The sequence below is a fragment of the Candidatus Nitrosopumilus sp. genome (assembly GCF_029882185.1).
Taxonomy (GTDB): domain Archaea; phylum Thermoproteota; class Nitrososphaeria; order Nitrososphaerales; family Nitrosopumilaceae; genus Nitrosopumilus.
This window is the reverse complement of record NZ_JAOULD010000011.1, coordinates 1-14,600: the sequence shown is the minus strand read 5'-3', so window position 1 is coordinate 14,600 and position 14,600 is coordinate 1. Positions and strand designations below refer to the sequence as shown.

General features: G+C 33.1%; 20 protein-coding genes. 13 read left to right on the top strand and 7 right to left on the bottom strand.

Going from position 1 to position 14,600, the window contains the following annotated elements; all coding sequences use genetic code 11:
* Positions 1–75: 75 nt before the first annotated feature.
* On the top strand, positions 76–1,284 hold the full coding sequence (gene ilvA, locus OEW78_RS04750) for a threonine ammonia-lyase (protein ID WP_300324839.1): 1,209 nt from the start codon (positions 76–78) through the stop codon (positions 1,282–1,284).
* Position 1,285: 1 nt separating this feature from the next.
* On the opposite strand, the gene purE is transcribed toward ilvA, so the two are convergent.
* Entirely contained in the window at positions 1,286–1,861 is a 576-nt protein-coding gene (purE, locus tag OEW78_RS04745) for a 5-(carboxyamino)imidazole ribonucleotide mutase (protein ID WP_300324836.1), read from the bottom strand.
* Positions 1,862–1,966: 105 nt separating this feature from the next.
* Here purE and OEW78_RS04740 point away from each other — a divergent pair, with 105 nt between their 5' ends.
* The 4 genes from OEW78_RS04740 to OEW78_RS04725 all read left to right on the top strand — a co-directional run bounded on the left by OEW78_RS04740 (position 1,967) and on the right by OEW78_RS04725 (position 4,589).
* Complete coding sequence (locus OEW78_RS04740) at positions 1,967–3,112, top strand: 5-(carboxyamino)imidazole ribonucleotide synthase (RefSeq protein WP_300324833.1); 1,146 nt, start codon at positions 1,967–1,969, stop codon at positions 3,110–3,112.
* Between the two features lie 30 nt (positions 3,113–3,142).
* The gene (locus tag OEW78_RS04735) at positions 3,143–3,532 is read left to right on the top strand and encodes a hypothetical protein (protein WP_300324829.1); all 390 of its coding nucleotides are present in this window, start codon (positions 3,143–3,145) and stop codon (positions 3,530–3,532) included.
* A 139-nt stretch (positions 3,533–3,671) separates the two neighbouring features.
* Positions 3,672–3,920, top strand: a complete 249-nt coding sequence (locus tag OEW78_RS04730) for a hypothetical protein (protein ID WP_300324826.1) — start codon at positions 3,672–3,674, stop codon at positions 3,918–3,920.
* Positions 3,921–4,589: a nucleotidyltransferase family protein gene (locus OEW78_RS04725; RefSeq protein ID WP_300324823.1), complete on the top strand. Its 669-nt coding sequence runs from the start codon at positions 3,921–3,923 to the stop codon at positions 4,587–4,589.
* Positions 4,590–4,598: 9 nt separating this feature from the next.
* Here OEW78_RS04725 and OEW78_RS04720 read toward each other — a convergent pair whose 3' ends face one another.
* From OEW78_RS04720 to OEW78_RS04710, 3 genes are all read right to left on the bottom strand, one after another.
* A complete protein-coding gene (locus OEW78_RS04720) occupies positions 4,599–4,745 on the bottom strand; it encodes a hypothetical protein (protein ID WP_300324820.1) in 147 nt (48 codons plus the stop codon).
* 193 nt (positions 4,746–4,938) lie between these two features.
* A complete protein-coding gene (locus OEW78_RS04715; protein WP_300324817.1) occupies positions 4,939–5,190 on the bottom strand; it encodes a hypothetical protein in 252 nt (83 codons plus the stop codon).
* Between the two features lie 44 nt (positions 5,191–5,234).
* On the bottom strand, positions 5,235–5,462 hold the full coding sequence (locus OEW78_RS04710) for a hypothetical protein (RefSeq protein ID WP_300324814.1): 228 nt from the start codon (positions 5,460–5,462) through the stop codon (positions 5,235–5,237).
* Between the two features lie 89 nt (positions 5,463–5,551).
* Here OEW78_RS04710 and OEW78_RS04705 point away from each other — a divergent pair, with 89 nt between their 5' ends.
* From OEW78_RS04705 to OEW78_RS04695, 3 genes are read left to right on the top strand one after another with little or no spacing between them, the layout of a single operon-like run.
* Positions 5,552–6,517: an LLM class flavin-dependent oxidoreductase gene (locus OEW78_RS04705; RefSeq protein ID WP_300324811.1), complete on the top strand. Its 966-nt coding sequence runs from the start codon at positions 5,552–5,554 to the stop codon at positions 6,515–6,517.
* A 1-nt stretch (position 6,518) separates the two neighbouring features.
* Positions 6,519–7,628: a thiolase family protein gene (locus tag OEW78_RS04700; RefSeq protein WP_300324980.1), complete on the top strand. Its 1,110-nt coding sequence runs from the start codon at positions 6,519–6,521 to the stop codon at positions 7,626–7,628.
* Complete coding sequence (locus OEW78_RS04695) at positions 7,625–7,933, top strand: hypothetical protein (RefSeq protein ID WP_300324808.1); 309 nt, start codon at positions 7,625–7,627, stop codon at positions 7,931–7,933. Before OEW78_RS04700 ends, OEW78_RS04695 begins: the two co-directional genes overlap by 4 nt.
* On the opposite strand, the gene OEW78_RS04690 is transcribed toward OEW78_RS04695, so the two are convergent.
* Complete coding sequence (locus OEW78_RS04690) at positions 7,926–8,753, bottom strand: hypothetical protein (protein ID WP_300324977.1); 828 nt, start codon at positions 8,751–8,753, stop codon at positions 7,926–7,928. The genes OEW78_RS04695 and OEW78_RS04690 overlap by 8 nt on opposite strands.
* A gap of 37 nt (positions 8,754–8,790) precedes the next feature.
* Positions 8,791–8,997: a hypothetical protein gene (locus tag OEW78_RS04685; RefSeq protein ID WP_300324805.1), complete on the bottom strand. Its 207-nt coding sequence runs from the start codon at positions 8,995–8,997 to the stop codon at positions 8,791–8,793.
* A 498-nt stretch (positions 8,998–9,495) separates the two neighbouring features.
* On the opposite strand from OEW78_RS04685, the gene OEW78_RS04680 reads away from it, so the two are divergent.
* The 3 genes from OEW78_RS04680 (at position 9,496) to OEW78_RS04670 (ending at position 10,943) form a co-directional block, all read left to right on the top strand.
* Positions 9,496–10,062: a resolvase gene (locus OEW78_RS04680; protein WP_300324974.1), complete on the top strand. Its 567-nt coding sequence runs from the start codon at positions 9,496–9,498 to the stop codon at positions 10,060–10,062.
* Positions 10,063–10,112: 50 nt separating this feature from the next.
* Complete coding sequence (locus OEW78_RS04675) at positions 10,113–10,562, top strand: hypothetical protein (protein WP_300324802.1); 450 nt, start codon at positions 10,113–10,115, stop codon at positions 10,560–10,562.
* Between the two features lie 69 nt (positions 10,563–10,631).
* The gene (locus tag OEW78_RS04670) at positions 10,632–10,943 is read left to right on the top strand and encodes a hypothetical protein (protein WP_300324799.1); all 312 of its coding nucleotides are present in this window, start codon (positions 10,632–10,634) and stop codon (positions 10,941–10,943) included.
* Between the two features lie 300 nt (positions 10,944–11,243).
* On the opposite strand, the gene OEW78_RS04665 is transcribed toward OEW78_RS04670, so the two are convergent.
* Positions 11,244–11,618, bottom strand: coding sequence for a hypothetical protein (locus tag OEW78_RS04665; protein ID WP_300324797.1), 375 nt, complete (start codon positions 11,616–11,618; stop codon positions 11,244–11,246).
* 105 nt (positions 11,619–11,723) lie between these two features.
* Here OEW78_RS04665 and thrC point away from each other — a divergent pair, with 105 nt between their 5' ends.
* Both thrC and OEW78_RS04655 read left to right on the top strand, forming a co-directional pair.
* Entirely contained in the window at positions 11,724–13,061 is a 1,338-nt protein-coding gene (gene thrC / locus OEW78_RS04660; protein WP_300324794.1) for a threonine synthase, read from the top strand.
* A gap of 149 nt (positions 13,062–13,210) precedes the next feature.
* Positions 13,211–14,464, top strand: coding sequence for a hemolysin family protein (locus tag OEW78_RS04655; protein ID WP_300324791.1), 1,254 nt, complete (start codon positions 13,211–13,213; stop codon positions 14,462–14,464).
* Positions 14,465–14,600: the final 136 nt, after the last annotated feature.

Below are 14,600 nucleotides of genomic sequence, written 5' to 3'. Positions count from 1 at the left end.
CGCATAAAATTTGACTAAAGATGCAAATTTTGTATAGAAGAAGTCAAATACAGTAAATCCATAGCAACATTTCCAATGAACCCATCATATGATGACATACTTGTAGCAAATTCCTTACGAGGTCATGAAATAAGGAAAACACCACTTATTCATTCTCCAACATTTAGTGAGATGACGGGTTCGGAAATCTACCTAAAAGCAGAATTTCAACAAAAGACAGGTTCTTTTAAAATTCGAGGAGCATATTTTAAAATCAAATCATTATCAGATGAAGAAAAAAAATACGGGGTTGTTGCAGCATCAGCAGGAAATCATGCACAAGGAGTTGCATTTGCATCTGCATTAGAGAAAATACCTTGTACTATTGTAATGCCAAAAAATGCATCACCAGCTAAAGTTGCAGCAACAAGAGGGTATGGCGCCAAAGTAATTTTGGAAGGAGTAAACTATGATGAATCATCTTCCAAAGCAAAAGAAATAGCAAAAGAGACAGGGGCAACAATGATACATGCATTTGATGATCCTCAAGTCATAGCAGCACAAGGTGTTATTGGTCTTGAGATTTTAGATGAATTATCAGATGTAGATGAGATCTATCTCCCCATAGGAGGAGGAGGACTGGCAGCCGGAATATTAATTGCAATAAAAGAAAGTAATCCTCAAATCAAAGTCATAGGAGTTCAATCAAAATCATTTCCAGCAATGTATGATTCAGTGAAACAAGGATCAATTACCGCTAGCGGAGGAGAAAGAACCATAGCAGACGGCATCTCGGTAAAAGTTCCAGGACAATTAACATTTTCAATCATCAAAGAACTCATCGATGAAATAGTTCTAGTTGATGATGTAGAAATCACCAAAGCCATGTTTCTATTAATGGAGAGGATGAAATTTGTAGTGGAGCCTGCAGGAGCTTCAAGTTTAGCTTATCTAATATCAAAAAAACCAGCAATTGGAAAAAAAGTAGTAGCAGTTTTAGCAGGAGGTAATGTAGACATGTATCTGCTAGGACAAATAGTGGACAAAGGTCTTGCCGGAATGGGACGTCTACTCAAATTATCTATTTTATTGCCTGACAGGCCAGGAGCATTCAAAGAAATTGTTGATGAAATTACTTTAGCAAATGCCAACATTGTAGAGGTAGTTCATGACAGACTCAGTTCTGCAATCAGTGCAGGTTCTGCAGGGGTAACATTGAGTCTGGAAACACAAGGCAGAGAGCAAGCTCAATTGTTAATTGATGCACTAAAAGAAAAAAATATTCAATTCACGCTATTGACATAATTTACTTGAATTTGCTTTTGGCAAATTTTGAAAGACCTTGTTTCTTTAACTGATTAGATTCTTTCATAACTGAATTGTGTTGATTGGATTTGTGTTGTTTTAATTTCTTTTTTAAATCTGGAAATTCATTTGCAAGCATCTTCATTGCATAAATCCCCGCATTTCCTGCTTTGTTAATACCGACAGCAACAACAGGAGATCCTGAAGGCATTTCGGTAATAGACAACAATGAATCCAATCCCCCAAATGCAGAAAATTTTGTCATATCTGTTTTTTTGGGATGTTTATCATTGTATACAAGTATCGGAACTCCGATAACAGGTATTGTTGTATGAGATGCAATCATTCCCGGTAAATGCGCAGCCCCACCTGCACCTGCAATTATTATTTTGAATCCCATTTTTTCAGCATGTTTTGCATATTCTGATAATCTGGCAGGAGTTCTATGCGCCGATACAATTTGATCTTCATGTTTAATTTTATATTCATCTAAAATTTCAGCTGCACCTTGCATTATTCTACTATCTGAGCTAGACCCCATGATAATTCCAACCAAAGGTTTTTTGGAATATGCCATAATATTAGAAAAAACTAGCGAGTAATTAACAATTCTATTGCAAAAAAATCAACAAATATTTTGAGCAACATTAGATATTTTTAATCCAAAAACACCCTTCTTGTAATGTCAAAAGTTCTAGGAATTATCGGCGGAGGTCAACTAGGAATGATGATTGCAGAGGCTGCAAAGAAAATGCCCAATGAGATATCTGAAATTATTGTGTTAGATCCTACTGAAAATTGCCCAGCAGCACAAGTTGGAGCAACACAGATTATTGCAGATTTTAAAAATAAAGATGCCATAATAGAACTTGCAACAAAATCAGATATCATTACATATGAAATTGAATCAGGAGACAGTGATGTTTTAAAATCAGTTGAAGATAAAGCTGAAATCAACCCTTCTCCTGAAACATTAAAAATAATCCAAGATAAATTCTTACAAAAATCATTTTTGCTTGAACATGATATTCCGGTTCCTGAATTTGTGGAAATAAAAAATATGGATGATGTTAAAACAGGTTTGCAAAAATTTGGCATCCCAGCAATGTTAAAGGCTCGCAGAGATGCTTATGATGGAAGAGGCAATTTTAAAATTAATTCTAAAGATGAAATACAAAAGGCATATGATTATTTTAAAGGACAGCCACTCCTTTTAGAAAAATTTGTGCCATTTATCATGGAAGTTTCAGTTATTGCCTCAAGAAACACGAAAGGTCAAATTAAGACATATCCATTAGTTGAAAACATTCATCATGAAAATATTTTGAGGGAAACTATTGCACCTGCCAGAGTTTCAAGAGAGATTTCAAAAAAAGCAGAAGAGATAGCAGAAAAAACAATGTCTGTACTAAAAGGTGCAGGAATTTTTGGGATAGAGATGTTTGTTACTCAAGATGAAAATATTGTGATCAATGAAATAGCGCCAAGGGTCCATAATTCAGGTCACCATACTTTACAGTCAAGCGAAACATCACAATTTGAACAACATTTGCGAGCGATTTTAGGATTAGATTTAGGCAGCACCAAACTAATTCATAATTCAATAATGTACAATATTTTAGGCGATGAGAGTTTTACGGGAGAATACTTACCTTTGGACATCTCTAATTCAGGAGTATTTTTGAAAATGTACGGTAAGAAAATCTCAAAGCCATTACGCAAACTAGGGCATGCCAATATTGTAGGAATGAAAGGAGAGTCAATTAATGAATTGTTAAATAAATTAGAATTATTAAAACCCAAAATGATTGTCAGACGATCTAATTAGATTTATTAATTGTTCAAAACAAAATTTTTCATGGCTTTAACCCCTGCATTGATCATTACAGGCATTGCAATTGCATTACTGGTAGTTTATGGCATGGATGTAGTTGTAGGGTACAGTACGGATAGTGGTGATGGTTTCATACCATTTGATCATAAAACTAGAGGTATGGGATTGGGGCTTCCGGCATTGATTTTACCGATTATTGCATTTTTCATTTCCAAAAAAGAACCATCAAAAGGTCTAGGCATCATGATAATTATTGCAGGTATTTTGATCATTATAGGAGGAGCAGTTGTGATTGGAAATGCAGAAGCCATGGAAGAAGCATCAGGACGAAGCATACTTGCTGAAACAGTCCCATTAATTATTGCAGGACTAGTTCAGATTGGATTAGGCATACTTAAAATCAAAAAATCCTAAACGATTGAAATGCCCGCTTGTGCAAAATGTGAAAATAATGTGAATAAAGTATATGATTGTGATCACACTGATTTTGAAGAATATTGTGTAGAATGCTACACTGAATTACATTACTACTTGACTGAAAGTGAATGATTCAATGCTAACAGACAAAGAGATTGCAATTTACGCCTTGGGAAAAACTGAAGGAATTCATTCGATAGCTGAAACTCTAGGCAAAGGCCTTGATGATGAAAAATATATCGAATCCTGGAACAAAACAATGGAGTTATTGGGAATTGAGATGCCGTTAAAGGAACTAGAAAAGATCTACAATGAATTTGCAAAAAAGATGGAAGATCTTGTAAATTCTGAAAATATAAAACCTAAAAAAAATACAACCAGTTAGATGAAAGCAATTATTTTAGCTGGTGGTAGAGGTAAAAGATTAAGACCAATTACAGATTATGTTCCAAAACCTCTAATCCCAATTAAAAATATTCCAATAATCGAATGGCAATTAAAATATTTGAAAAAATTTGGGGTCACTGAAGCCATTATTTGTACAGGATACAAACAAGAGATGATTGAAAATCATTTGAACATGAAAGATGTAGGAATCAAAATAAAATTTTCAATAGAAAAATCACCTTTAGGAACAGGTGGTGCAATTAAAAAAGCAGGCAAGATGTTTAACGAAGAATCATTTTTTGTGATAAATGGAGACACTATAACTGACATTGATTTAAAAAAACTTGCAACAAAGGAAAACGCAATTGCTGCAATTGAATTAAGAACAAAATATGGAATTTTGGAAACAGATAATGATAAGATAGTAAATTTTAGAGAGAAAAAAGAAATTTCAAATACATGGATGAATGCAGGGGTTTACCATTTAAAAAAAGGAATTCTAAAAGACCTTCCAAACAAGGGAGATATTGAGAAAACTGTATTTCCAGATTATGCAAAAAAAGGAATTCTAAACACAATGAAATTCAAAAATGCGAAATGGTATTCAGTGGATTCTTTCAAAGACATGGAAGAATGTGCTTTAGAAGTAGATAAAATAATTAAATAAAATTACAAATTATGCGCCAGTTCTATGCAATGTGACCATACAGTATGCCAATTCCTCTACGAAAGATTCATCCTTGCTTGCAGAAGCATATTTTGTTGCATAATCCCAAAAGGTTGTCTTTATCTCCTTTTTTTCTAAGAATATCTGCTGACTCAATGATATTGGTTATGTTTGGATCTGATAATCTTCAGCCTCAATCAAAATTAACCTATTGCTAAAACAGTTGTACCAATAATTTTAGTCGCTAAATGCCTATTTTTAGGCTCATTCATTGTATAATTTAGGGCAAACTAGTATTTGATCTTTTTATTTATTCAGATCCTGAAATAATCACCGCAGCAATCCAGTATTAGGATTCCTTATCCCTAGTGTCTATTTCCAGATTTGAGCCATTATCTTTGAATTGTGTATCAATTCCGTTTTCATTTAACAATGATGATAATTGATTAGCCCAATCTCTTACCATTTGATCTGATTGACAAGAAACAATTATTCGAATATTGAATGGAGGAAGCAGGTATTCAGGCAAAATTTTATGTTCACAACAAATAGCAAAATAACCTGTTAGTGTACAATCTATTTCTTCAGGGGCGTTTGCCAAAAAATCAGTTACAATACTAACTCCTTTTTCATTTAATGTTTGAGTTATTTTTGGAATTTCTCCTCGTTTGATTGTTCCCTGTATATTTTGAGTTCTGCTATGACTTCAGATTCTGTTCTGTTTTCATATTCAGCTTTACAGAAAAGATCAAAGTGATTCCTTGCCAGTCTTGTCTGGATTTTAGTAGTATCAGATATGGCACTTTCTGTGCTCCTATAGTCATTTGAGGTGGTTTTCTCTAGAAATGTCATGGTAAAACTAGGCCATTCCATCTAAAGAGAAGCATCCAGAGACAATTAGCGAAGAGGTCAACTAGCACAGAAACAGATACACTAGAATATCCAAAAGACATACGCATTTCATGCGTATTGCATGCAGTTTGGGCTCACTACTATCAATAGATGAGGTGCTACAGTGCTCAGAGATAATATCAAAAACAGATACTGATGCTATTTGGGTGCCTGAGACTTGGGGAATGGAGAATTTTTCCATGTTAGGAGCAGTTTCAGCAAAGACTACCACTCAAAAAATAGGTTCATCAATTATCAACATCTATTCCAGAAGTCCTTCTACTATTGCCATGGGAGCTGTCACGACAGATACTTTATCTAATGGAAGGCTGATCATAGGACTTGGAACCAGCAGCATGCCGATTGTAGAATCATTCCATGGTTACAAATTTGAAAAACCAATACAAAGAATGAAGGAATATGTAGATATAATTCGCCTTGTTACATCTGGAGAATCAGCGAATTACGATGGAAAAATTTTCAAACTAAAAAATTTTACATTGCTTATCAAGCCAAAAAGAAAGAAAATCCCAATTTATCTTGCCGCAATAAATGAAAAAATGGTGAATTTGGCATGGGATATAGGCGATGGCGTGATTTTTTATCTAAGACCAGTAAATGAAATGAAACAAACGATTGCAAAAATGCAATCAAAGAAAAAAATTGATGTTACATGTCAGCTAATCACTTGTGTTTCAGAAGATTCAGAAGAAGCAGTAAAACGTGCAAAAAAGACTGTAGCATTTTACATTTCTGTAGGAAATATTTATAGAGAATTTTTGGCAAAAAATGGATTCCAAAATGAAACATCAAATATTTTTGAAGAATTTCAAAAGTCAGGATTCAAATCAAATCATGAATTAGTGACTGATTCGATGCTTCAATCCCTAACAATATCTGGAACCTCTGAAGAATGTAAAGTGCAACTGACAAATTTTATTGATGCAGGAATTGAACAACCTATTTTACAATTTAATCCCATTGGAGAAACAATGAATTCTTTTAAATTATTTAAAAAAACATTTTTGGATGATTGATGTGAACAAAGTCGGTATTGCAGGGTATGGCATAACACCCTTTTCTAAGGAAGATAAAAAAATTGAATCAGTTTTACTAGATTCTACAAAAGAGATTTTTAGAAACAATTCAAAAATCAATAAAGATGAGATAGATGCAGTGTTGGTATCTACAAATAACAATTCAAAATATTTGTCTCCAATCCTTTCAGAAATGTCAGGCATTCAGCCCAAGATCTCCCACACAGTTGAGAGCCTCTGTAATTCAGGCACTAATTCCATCGTATCAGCATATTCTTACATTGCATCAGGTCTTGCAGACATGGTATTAATTTCAGGTGCAGAAAGATATGATAGTCCAGGACAAATATTAGAATGGGATGACTCTCGTGGAGAATACAAACACCCCATATTTTGGGCATCCATATTTTCTAAATCATACAAACGTAAATTCTCAATTTCTGATGAACAATTAGCAATTGTTTCTGTAAAAAATCATAAACAAGCAAAAGAAAATCCAAATGCACTATCAAAGAAAACATACACAGTTAATGATGTGATAAATTCTAAAAAACTTACAGAGGATCTTAGATTACTTGATTGCTCAAGACCTTGTACTGGAAGTGCATCCATGATTTTAGCATCTGAGAAAAAAACAAAACAACTTACAGACAAACCCGTGTGGATTACAGGAATTGGTCAAAAAACAATATCTGCAGGTTTTACTAAAAATAGTTCATTCAGTTCAATGGAATCAACCAAAATGGCAGGTCATACAGCACTGAAAATGTCAAACAAAAATATCAGAAACATAGATGTTGCAGAAATCCATGATGCATTTTCTGTATGTGAACCTATGGCGTTAGAATCCCTGGGATTTTCAGAGGATGGTAATGGGATGCAAATAATAAATGAATTACACAGTACAGATGATTTTAAAATAAATCCACGAGGAGGGTTGATTGGTTCAGGACATCCACTAGGTGCAACTGGAATAGCACAAACAATTGAAATTACACAACAACTTCAAGGAATTGCAGATAAAAGACAAGTTGATAATCCCAAATCAGGGCTAGTCCATAACATGTCAGCTGCAGCTACATCATCAACAGTATTAATTTTAGAAACATGAATTTTGAATCAAAACTAAATGGAGGAATATTTTGTATTCCAGAATGTACGGAATGTAAAAAAATTGTATGGCCCCCATCAGAGTTTTGCAATCATTGTTTTGGAAGAATATTTCTAAAAGAAGGAATATTTGTGGGTAAAATCATAGAATTTTCACGACAAAATGATGAGTATTTCTGTCTGGTTGAATTTGAAAAGGTAATTAGAATAATGGCAAAAACCTCTAAAATCCCAGAAATAGGGCAATCAGTGAAAATATCAAAATGTGGAATTCGTGACGGAAATTATTTTTTCCAAGTTATTTGAATTCAGTGTATATGTACGGAGTTTCAACATCTTGATCAAATGTCCAAATTGTAGGTAATGACACAGTGTCAATCACTTTTAGATTATGTTTTTCAATTAATGAACTCCAACCCCCATTCCCCAAATTCCCAGATAGCTGGCGTTTTGTATCCGTTCCTGCAAACACAATTCCAGCATCATTATTTAGATTTATGATTAAATTGATTTTATCGATGATGCTTGTAGCTAAAACATCTCCTCCCATTTGGGCAAGACCTCCGATAAAAAATACAGGTTTTTTCAGATTCAGTGACGAATAATCAAATTCTAATGCATCATGACATATAGGATTAAAATTTTGTTTTGTAGATTTGCAAATAGTGTTTTGTAATTCAACTAATACTTCATCGATTTCAATACTGTAAGAATTTAACTCTAAAATATTTCCACAAAATGCTATTCGTCCATCTCCTGAACCAATATCCACTAATTCAGAATAACCAAACTGCTTTGCCATCTGAACCATAACAAATGCAGACATTATCCATGTAGGATAAAACGGCTGACAACTTGAACCGTGTTTTATGCTGTTTAACCAATAATCATTAATGTCTCCCTCATATACAGTGCAAGAAATTCCATCGATCTCTTGTTCATAGTGATTGTGATAAATTGGATTTTTAACTGCAAAATTATGAAGATACTTCAAAATATTCACATCGACTGGAAATTTTTCTGAAACATTAGTTGGGATTACCTCCTGAATATGGGAATTGCCATCATATCCTTTTGCAAAAATCTGTTTGACGTGAATTAGATTTTTTACAAGTTCTTGCACAATATTTTGTTTTATTTGGGTTTGATAAACTCATTGGATTTTATGATTTTTCAGATATCCAAAAAGCAATTTCCTGTTCAATTTTTTTTAATTCTTCAATTGTATCATTTTGCAATATTTTGATATCACATACTTCTTTTTCAGTAGGATCCGTTACCAATTCAAAATCTAAATGTTTTAACACATTCAAATTCAAATCTCGTTGCTCCAGAAGCTCTTCAATTATCAAATCATTTAGAGATTCCATGATTCCTTAGATTTTAAAATGTCTTAATTTGTGTATTATCTTTTAATAATTTCAAGAATTATTGATCATGTCCTAGTTTTTCAAGCAATTGTGACTTAAAACAGGTAATATTCAATTACTTATATCCTACTTTCCGGCACCAAAAAACTGAAAGATTTGTCTTCTTTGATATATTGCAACTATAATTAAAATCATCAATCCCAAAATAAGACTAACATGTTCTGAAAAATAGTTTGCAGATACTTCCCAAATCCCTCGCCAAAACAAAACTAATCCAATACCGCTCAATAGCAACAAGATGGTTTTTTTTGTCAGGAAATTGTCTTTCAAATAACTACAAATTTTTTCCTAAAGCATCTGAAACTTAAGCCTATGGTTTCGTTTCAAAAGAGTTCAAAACCTTCTTTATCATTATTAAAAAACAGATAACCTAACTAATTTCAACAGATATTGTATAATTACCTACTGTACTATATCTAAAAGAGGAATAAAATGCCAATGAGGAAAAAATTACAATCAATAATCATTACAAAACAAAAAAACGGTGAAAAATCCATACTAAATAATCAAAAAGCAGCAAGAACACGTAGACAGAGAGGATACCAATGGGAAGACACCATCGTAAAAAGATTCAACAGTACAGAAGATTGGAAAGCATTCAGGCTAGGATCTCCCAGTATTGCATTGCCAGATGTTTTGGCTGTAAATACTGAAAATAGCAGCATATTTACTATTGAGGCAAAGTCTGGAACTAGTACATCATTGCCCATTCCAGCAGACCAAATTGAACGTTGCCTAGAATGGATTAAAACATTTGATATTTACAAAAAACGACATGTTTTGTTGGCATTCAAATTTTTATCAAAAAAACGGATAGGTGTGGGAGAGTATGAAGGGAGAGAACTGCGAGAATATTTCAAAATTTGGGATGAATCTCTAGACATAACAGATTGTGTTTGTACATATGAAGGCAAATTTTTTGCAAAGATTGATGGGGTTAGAGAAGAGATTTCACTGCAAGAATGTAAAATGCCATTTAAGACAAAGCAAAGAACTAGTGCCTAACTAGACTATTTCTTCAAATCGTTTTTAAGGATAAGATGTAATGATATAGTATGTCTGAAGAAAGAATCGATGCCGAACCATCTGAAAAGATTACAGAATCCCTATTGGAGACAGTATCAGATGCAGAAGTAAATTCAAGAATAAGTTTTGAAGAATTTACTGATGAACGAGCTTTGATCAGTCATGATGCATTTGGTAAAAAGCAAATGAAGATCAAAGTGCTAGAAGTGTCTGATGAAAATCCGGTGCTAAAATGGAAATTTGGAGATCGTGTAAAAGTAACAAAAATTTTGGTCACTGTAAAACACCTAACCACTCAGCAAGTAGAAGAAGCTGAATTTGATATTGAAGCCATAGAAAGAGAATTGGCTGAAAAGCGTCATTATACTTCCACAAACAGATGGATACCAGCAGAAGATATCAAAAACGGTTATGTTGTAGGTTCAAAACACACTAGATTGATCAGTGATGCTTCAGCATTGGATTACATAGTGTTTTAGAATATAAATTACATACAGCATTTATTTTTATCTGAAAACATTATAAACAAAAGATATTGAAAAAACATTATGAGTTCAAAAGAATTTGATGTCAATGGAACAGATTACAAAATTGTAATAACAGAGCAAGTAATAAGCCACGTAAATAACCTGAAGAATCTATACAATGCGGCATATGAGGATCCTGAAAGTTTTGAAGATGTAAGCTCTGAAATTTCTACTACGATCAATGAAATTGCAAGTACTGTAGAACCAGAGGCAGAAGACAGTGATTTGGATGGTATAATACAAGAAATAATCAAGGCAGTAGACAATAAAGCAGAAGAAATCAAAAAAGAATTAGAAGGTAAACCTGCAAAAAAGCCAAAATCCAAAAAATAGTCTCATTTTGACCTTAAACTCATAAAAAATTAGTGGATAAATTATATTCTAAATCAAATAATCTATATCATGTCAAAAAGCTGTGAATGCGGTATTTGTGGTCATCATAAAGAGGCAGAATGTGTACAAAAAGAATGTAAATGTTGTTTGAATTTTCACGAAAGATCAGGGCCTAAAAAAAAATAACAATTTTCAGTTAATTTCCATCATTATAACAACTACATTTTTTTGCCACATGTCTATTACATCCAAAAATTTTATGATCACGACATCCACAAATCATACATTTTTTTCCATCAGTCATAGTTGGTGTATCAAATCCTCCATGCTTTGAATCATTTTTTTATCTTCCAAGGCTTCAATTATTTTAAATCTCATGTTTTTTATTCTATAAGCATCATCAGAGTATAACGAAGTCATAGTGTCAATCTCTTGTTCAAAGAAGTAATTTTCTAAATAATAGTTTAGTTTGGACTTTAATTTTTTAAAATCAGATAAAGGGATTTTGTGCTCATCGATATTGTTTGTTATTACTTTAATGAATCCGTTAATTTTTAGCAATTCTTTCTTAATGACATCTAAATCCCCAGGATTATCTTGTATTTCTCTTAGAAAATTATGTGATTCTATAGTTTGTGAGAGAATCTTTTTCAAATGTTCCCCGTAAGAAACCATGATTATAATCAGATTCCATCCAATCTAAAGTTTAGCAAAAACATCTAAACTTGAATGATTTTTACATGATTTCCTTTAAATTATCACCGATTATCTGTAATTACGATGCAAGGCGACGCTTATCTAAAATGTGTTGATCCACAATGTGGATTAGAATACCCCATTGAAAATACAAATGTTCAATGTGAGAAAGGACACATGTTAGACGTAAAATACAAAAACAAACCATCATCGTCTCTCAAAGAAGTATTTTATGAAAGAAGAAATTCAGAAGGCAGTATTTTCAATGAAAGTGGAGTTTGGAGATTTAGAGATTTACTAAACTTTTGCCAAATAGATACTGAAAATTTGGATGAATGTTCAAAATATCTCGTATCTCTTGACGGGGCAGAAGGTAGGCAATCAAAACCATATCACATGTCAAAAGCTGCTGAATTCATTGGAATTTCAAATAATAATTTATGGTTACAACCTGAAGGATACAACCCTAGTGGGTCATTCAAAGATAATGGTATGGCAACAGCTGTAACCCATGCAAAAATGATTGGTGCAAAAAAAATTGTTTGTGCATCTACTGGAAACACTTCTGCATCAGCAGGAATGTTTGCAGCAAATGAAGGAATGAATTGTGATGTGTATATTCCTGCAGGTCAAATTGCTCCAGGAAAGCTTAGCCAAGCATATCAATTTGGTGCACAAATTGTAGAAGTTGATGGAAATTTTGATGATGCGTTAAAACAATCATTAGACGATGCACAAAATCATGATGGATACACAGTTAACTCAATTAATCCATTTAGAATTGAAGGGCAAAAAACAATTCCGTTTAGAGCATTAGAGTATTTGGATTGGGAATCTCCAGATTGGATTGTTTATCCTGGAGGAGCTTTAGGAAATACATCAAGTTGTGGTAAAGCATTAATGGAATTATATGAGTGGGGATGGATTAAAAAAATTCCAAGAATTGCAGTAATAAATTCAGAAGGTGCAAGTACATTATCTGATTTGTATAACGGGAAATTTGAAGGAGAAGAGATTAGATGGAACAAAGGAAATCCAAATACCGAACTGATTTCCAGATATTATAATCATTTGGATAAAGAAGGATTAAAACCAAAAACTAAAGCAACAGCAATTCAAATTGGCAGACCTGCAAATATTTTAAAAGGTCTACGAGCTTTAGAATTTACAAACGGGGTAGCTACAACAGTTTCAGATTCTGAGATGTTAGATGGGATGTCTGTTGTAGGTTTGAATGGTTTTGATTGTGAAATGGCATCGGGGGCATCAGTTGTTGGAATTAAAAAATTGATTGATGAAGAAATAATCAAAAAAGATGACATTGTAGTAGGAATTCTCACAGGAAGACAAAAGGATGCCATGATACCAGTAGATTATCATAGAAATCCAGAAAACAGATTTGCAATTCCTCCTAAAAATTAGCCTCAATCATATAATTAATTTAAAAAAGAGTGATTTTAACAAGTTAAGAGTTAAATCCAAGGTTTGTAGAAATATTGCAACCAAAAGATGGTGCAAAAAAACTAAATGAGTAATATATGTAAATTTAAAAATTTCATGAGGGTCATATCTTGGTAGAATTATGGTTGGAGCTTAGTGCATTAGCAGCATTAATAGGACTTTCAGGTTTTTTTAGTGGATTGGAAGTATCATTGGTAGGAACCACTCAAGCTACTGTAGAGCAATTGCTTAAAGAGAAAAGAAGAGGCTCCAAAGCACTTCAAAAACTCAAATCAAATCCAGGTTGGATGATGTCAGCTGTAAATCTTGGAAATAATTTAGTGAATATAGGTTCATCCGCATTGGCAACTGTAGTCGCAATAAAATTATTTGGAGACAGTGGATTAGGTATTGCTGTAGGAATTATGACTTTTTTGATTATCATTTTTGGGGAAGTTACTCCAAAAACATATTGTAATGCTAATGCCACTAAAGTTGCATTACGTTCAAGCGGAATTTTGTTGATGTTTAGTTATGCAATGTATCCAATTGTTTGGACGTTGGAGAGAATTACACGAGTGATGATCAAAATTACTGGAAGCGACTACCATCCACCAGCATTAACAGAAAATGAAATCAGAGGTATAATTGATCAAGGACATAGAGATGAAGCATTAGAATCACATGAACGCGATTTGTTGCATAGGGCATTGGAGTTTGATGATACAGTAATTCGTGCTGTGATGACTCCTAGAATGAAAATGCAGACGCTTCCTGCAAAAATGTTATTGTTTGAGGCACTTCCAATTATTAATCAAAACTCACATTCTAGAATTCCTATTTATGGTGAAACCCATGATGACATTGTAGGATTCATTCATGTAAGAGATGTGTTAAGAGAGCTTGAATCAGACAACAAGATGAAAACATTACAGCAAATTTCAAGAAATCCTGTATTTGTTTCACAAGAAAAAATGGTTACGTCACTGTTAAGAGAAATGAAAGGAAGAAAAACTCACATGGCAATAGTAATAGACGAACATGGAGGAGTAGAAGGATTAGTAACATTAGAAGATCTGATTGAAGAGATTCTTGGAGACATAGAAGACGAAACAGATTTACCGGAATCAACAAAATATCACTCTATAGATAAAGATACAATAATCACAACAGGAGATATCGAAATCGAAGATATCAACGAGATTTTCAAATCAGAATTGCCAGAAGGAGATGACTATAGTACGCTAAACGGATTATTACATGAAAAATTACAAGACATACCTCAAGAAGGAGACAAATTAGAATTAGGAAAACTGAGAATAATTGTGGAGAAAGTTGTAAAAAATCTTCCAGAGAAAATAAGAATAGAACGAATTAAACAGTAAAATTATTTAGCAAAATGTTCTTGTAATTTTTCTTTTTTCTCCTTCATATGAAATATGGATTCCGTGTGTGCAAAAGCTTCAGAATACGATTTTCCAAACAGCATTGCTTGCATCAGCATGTGGTTTTCAGGGATTA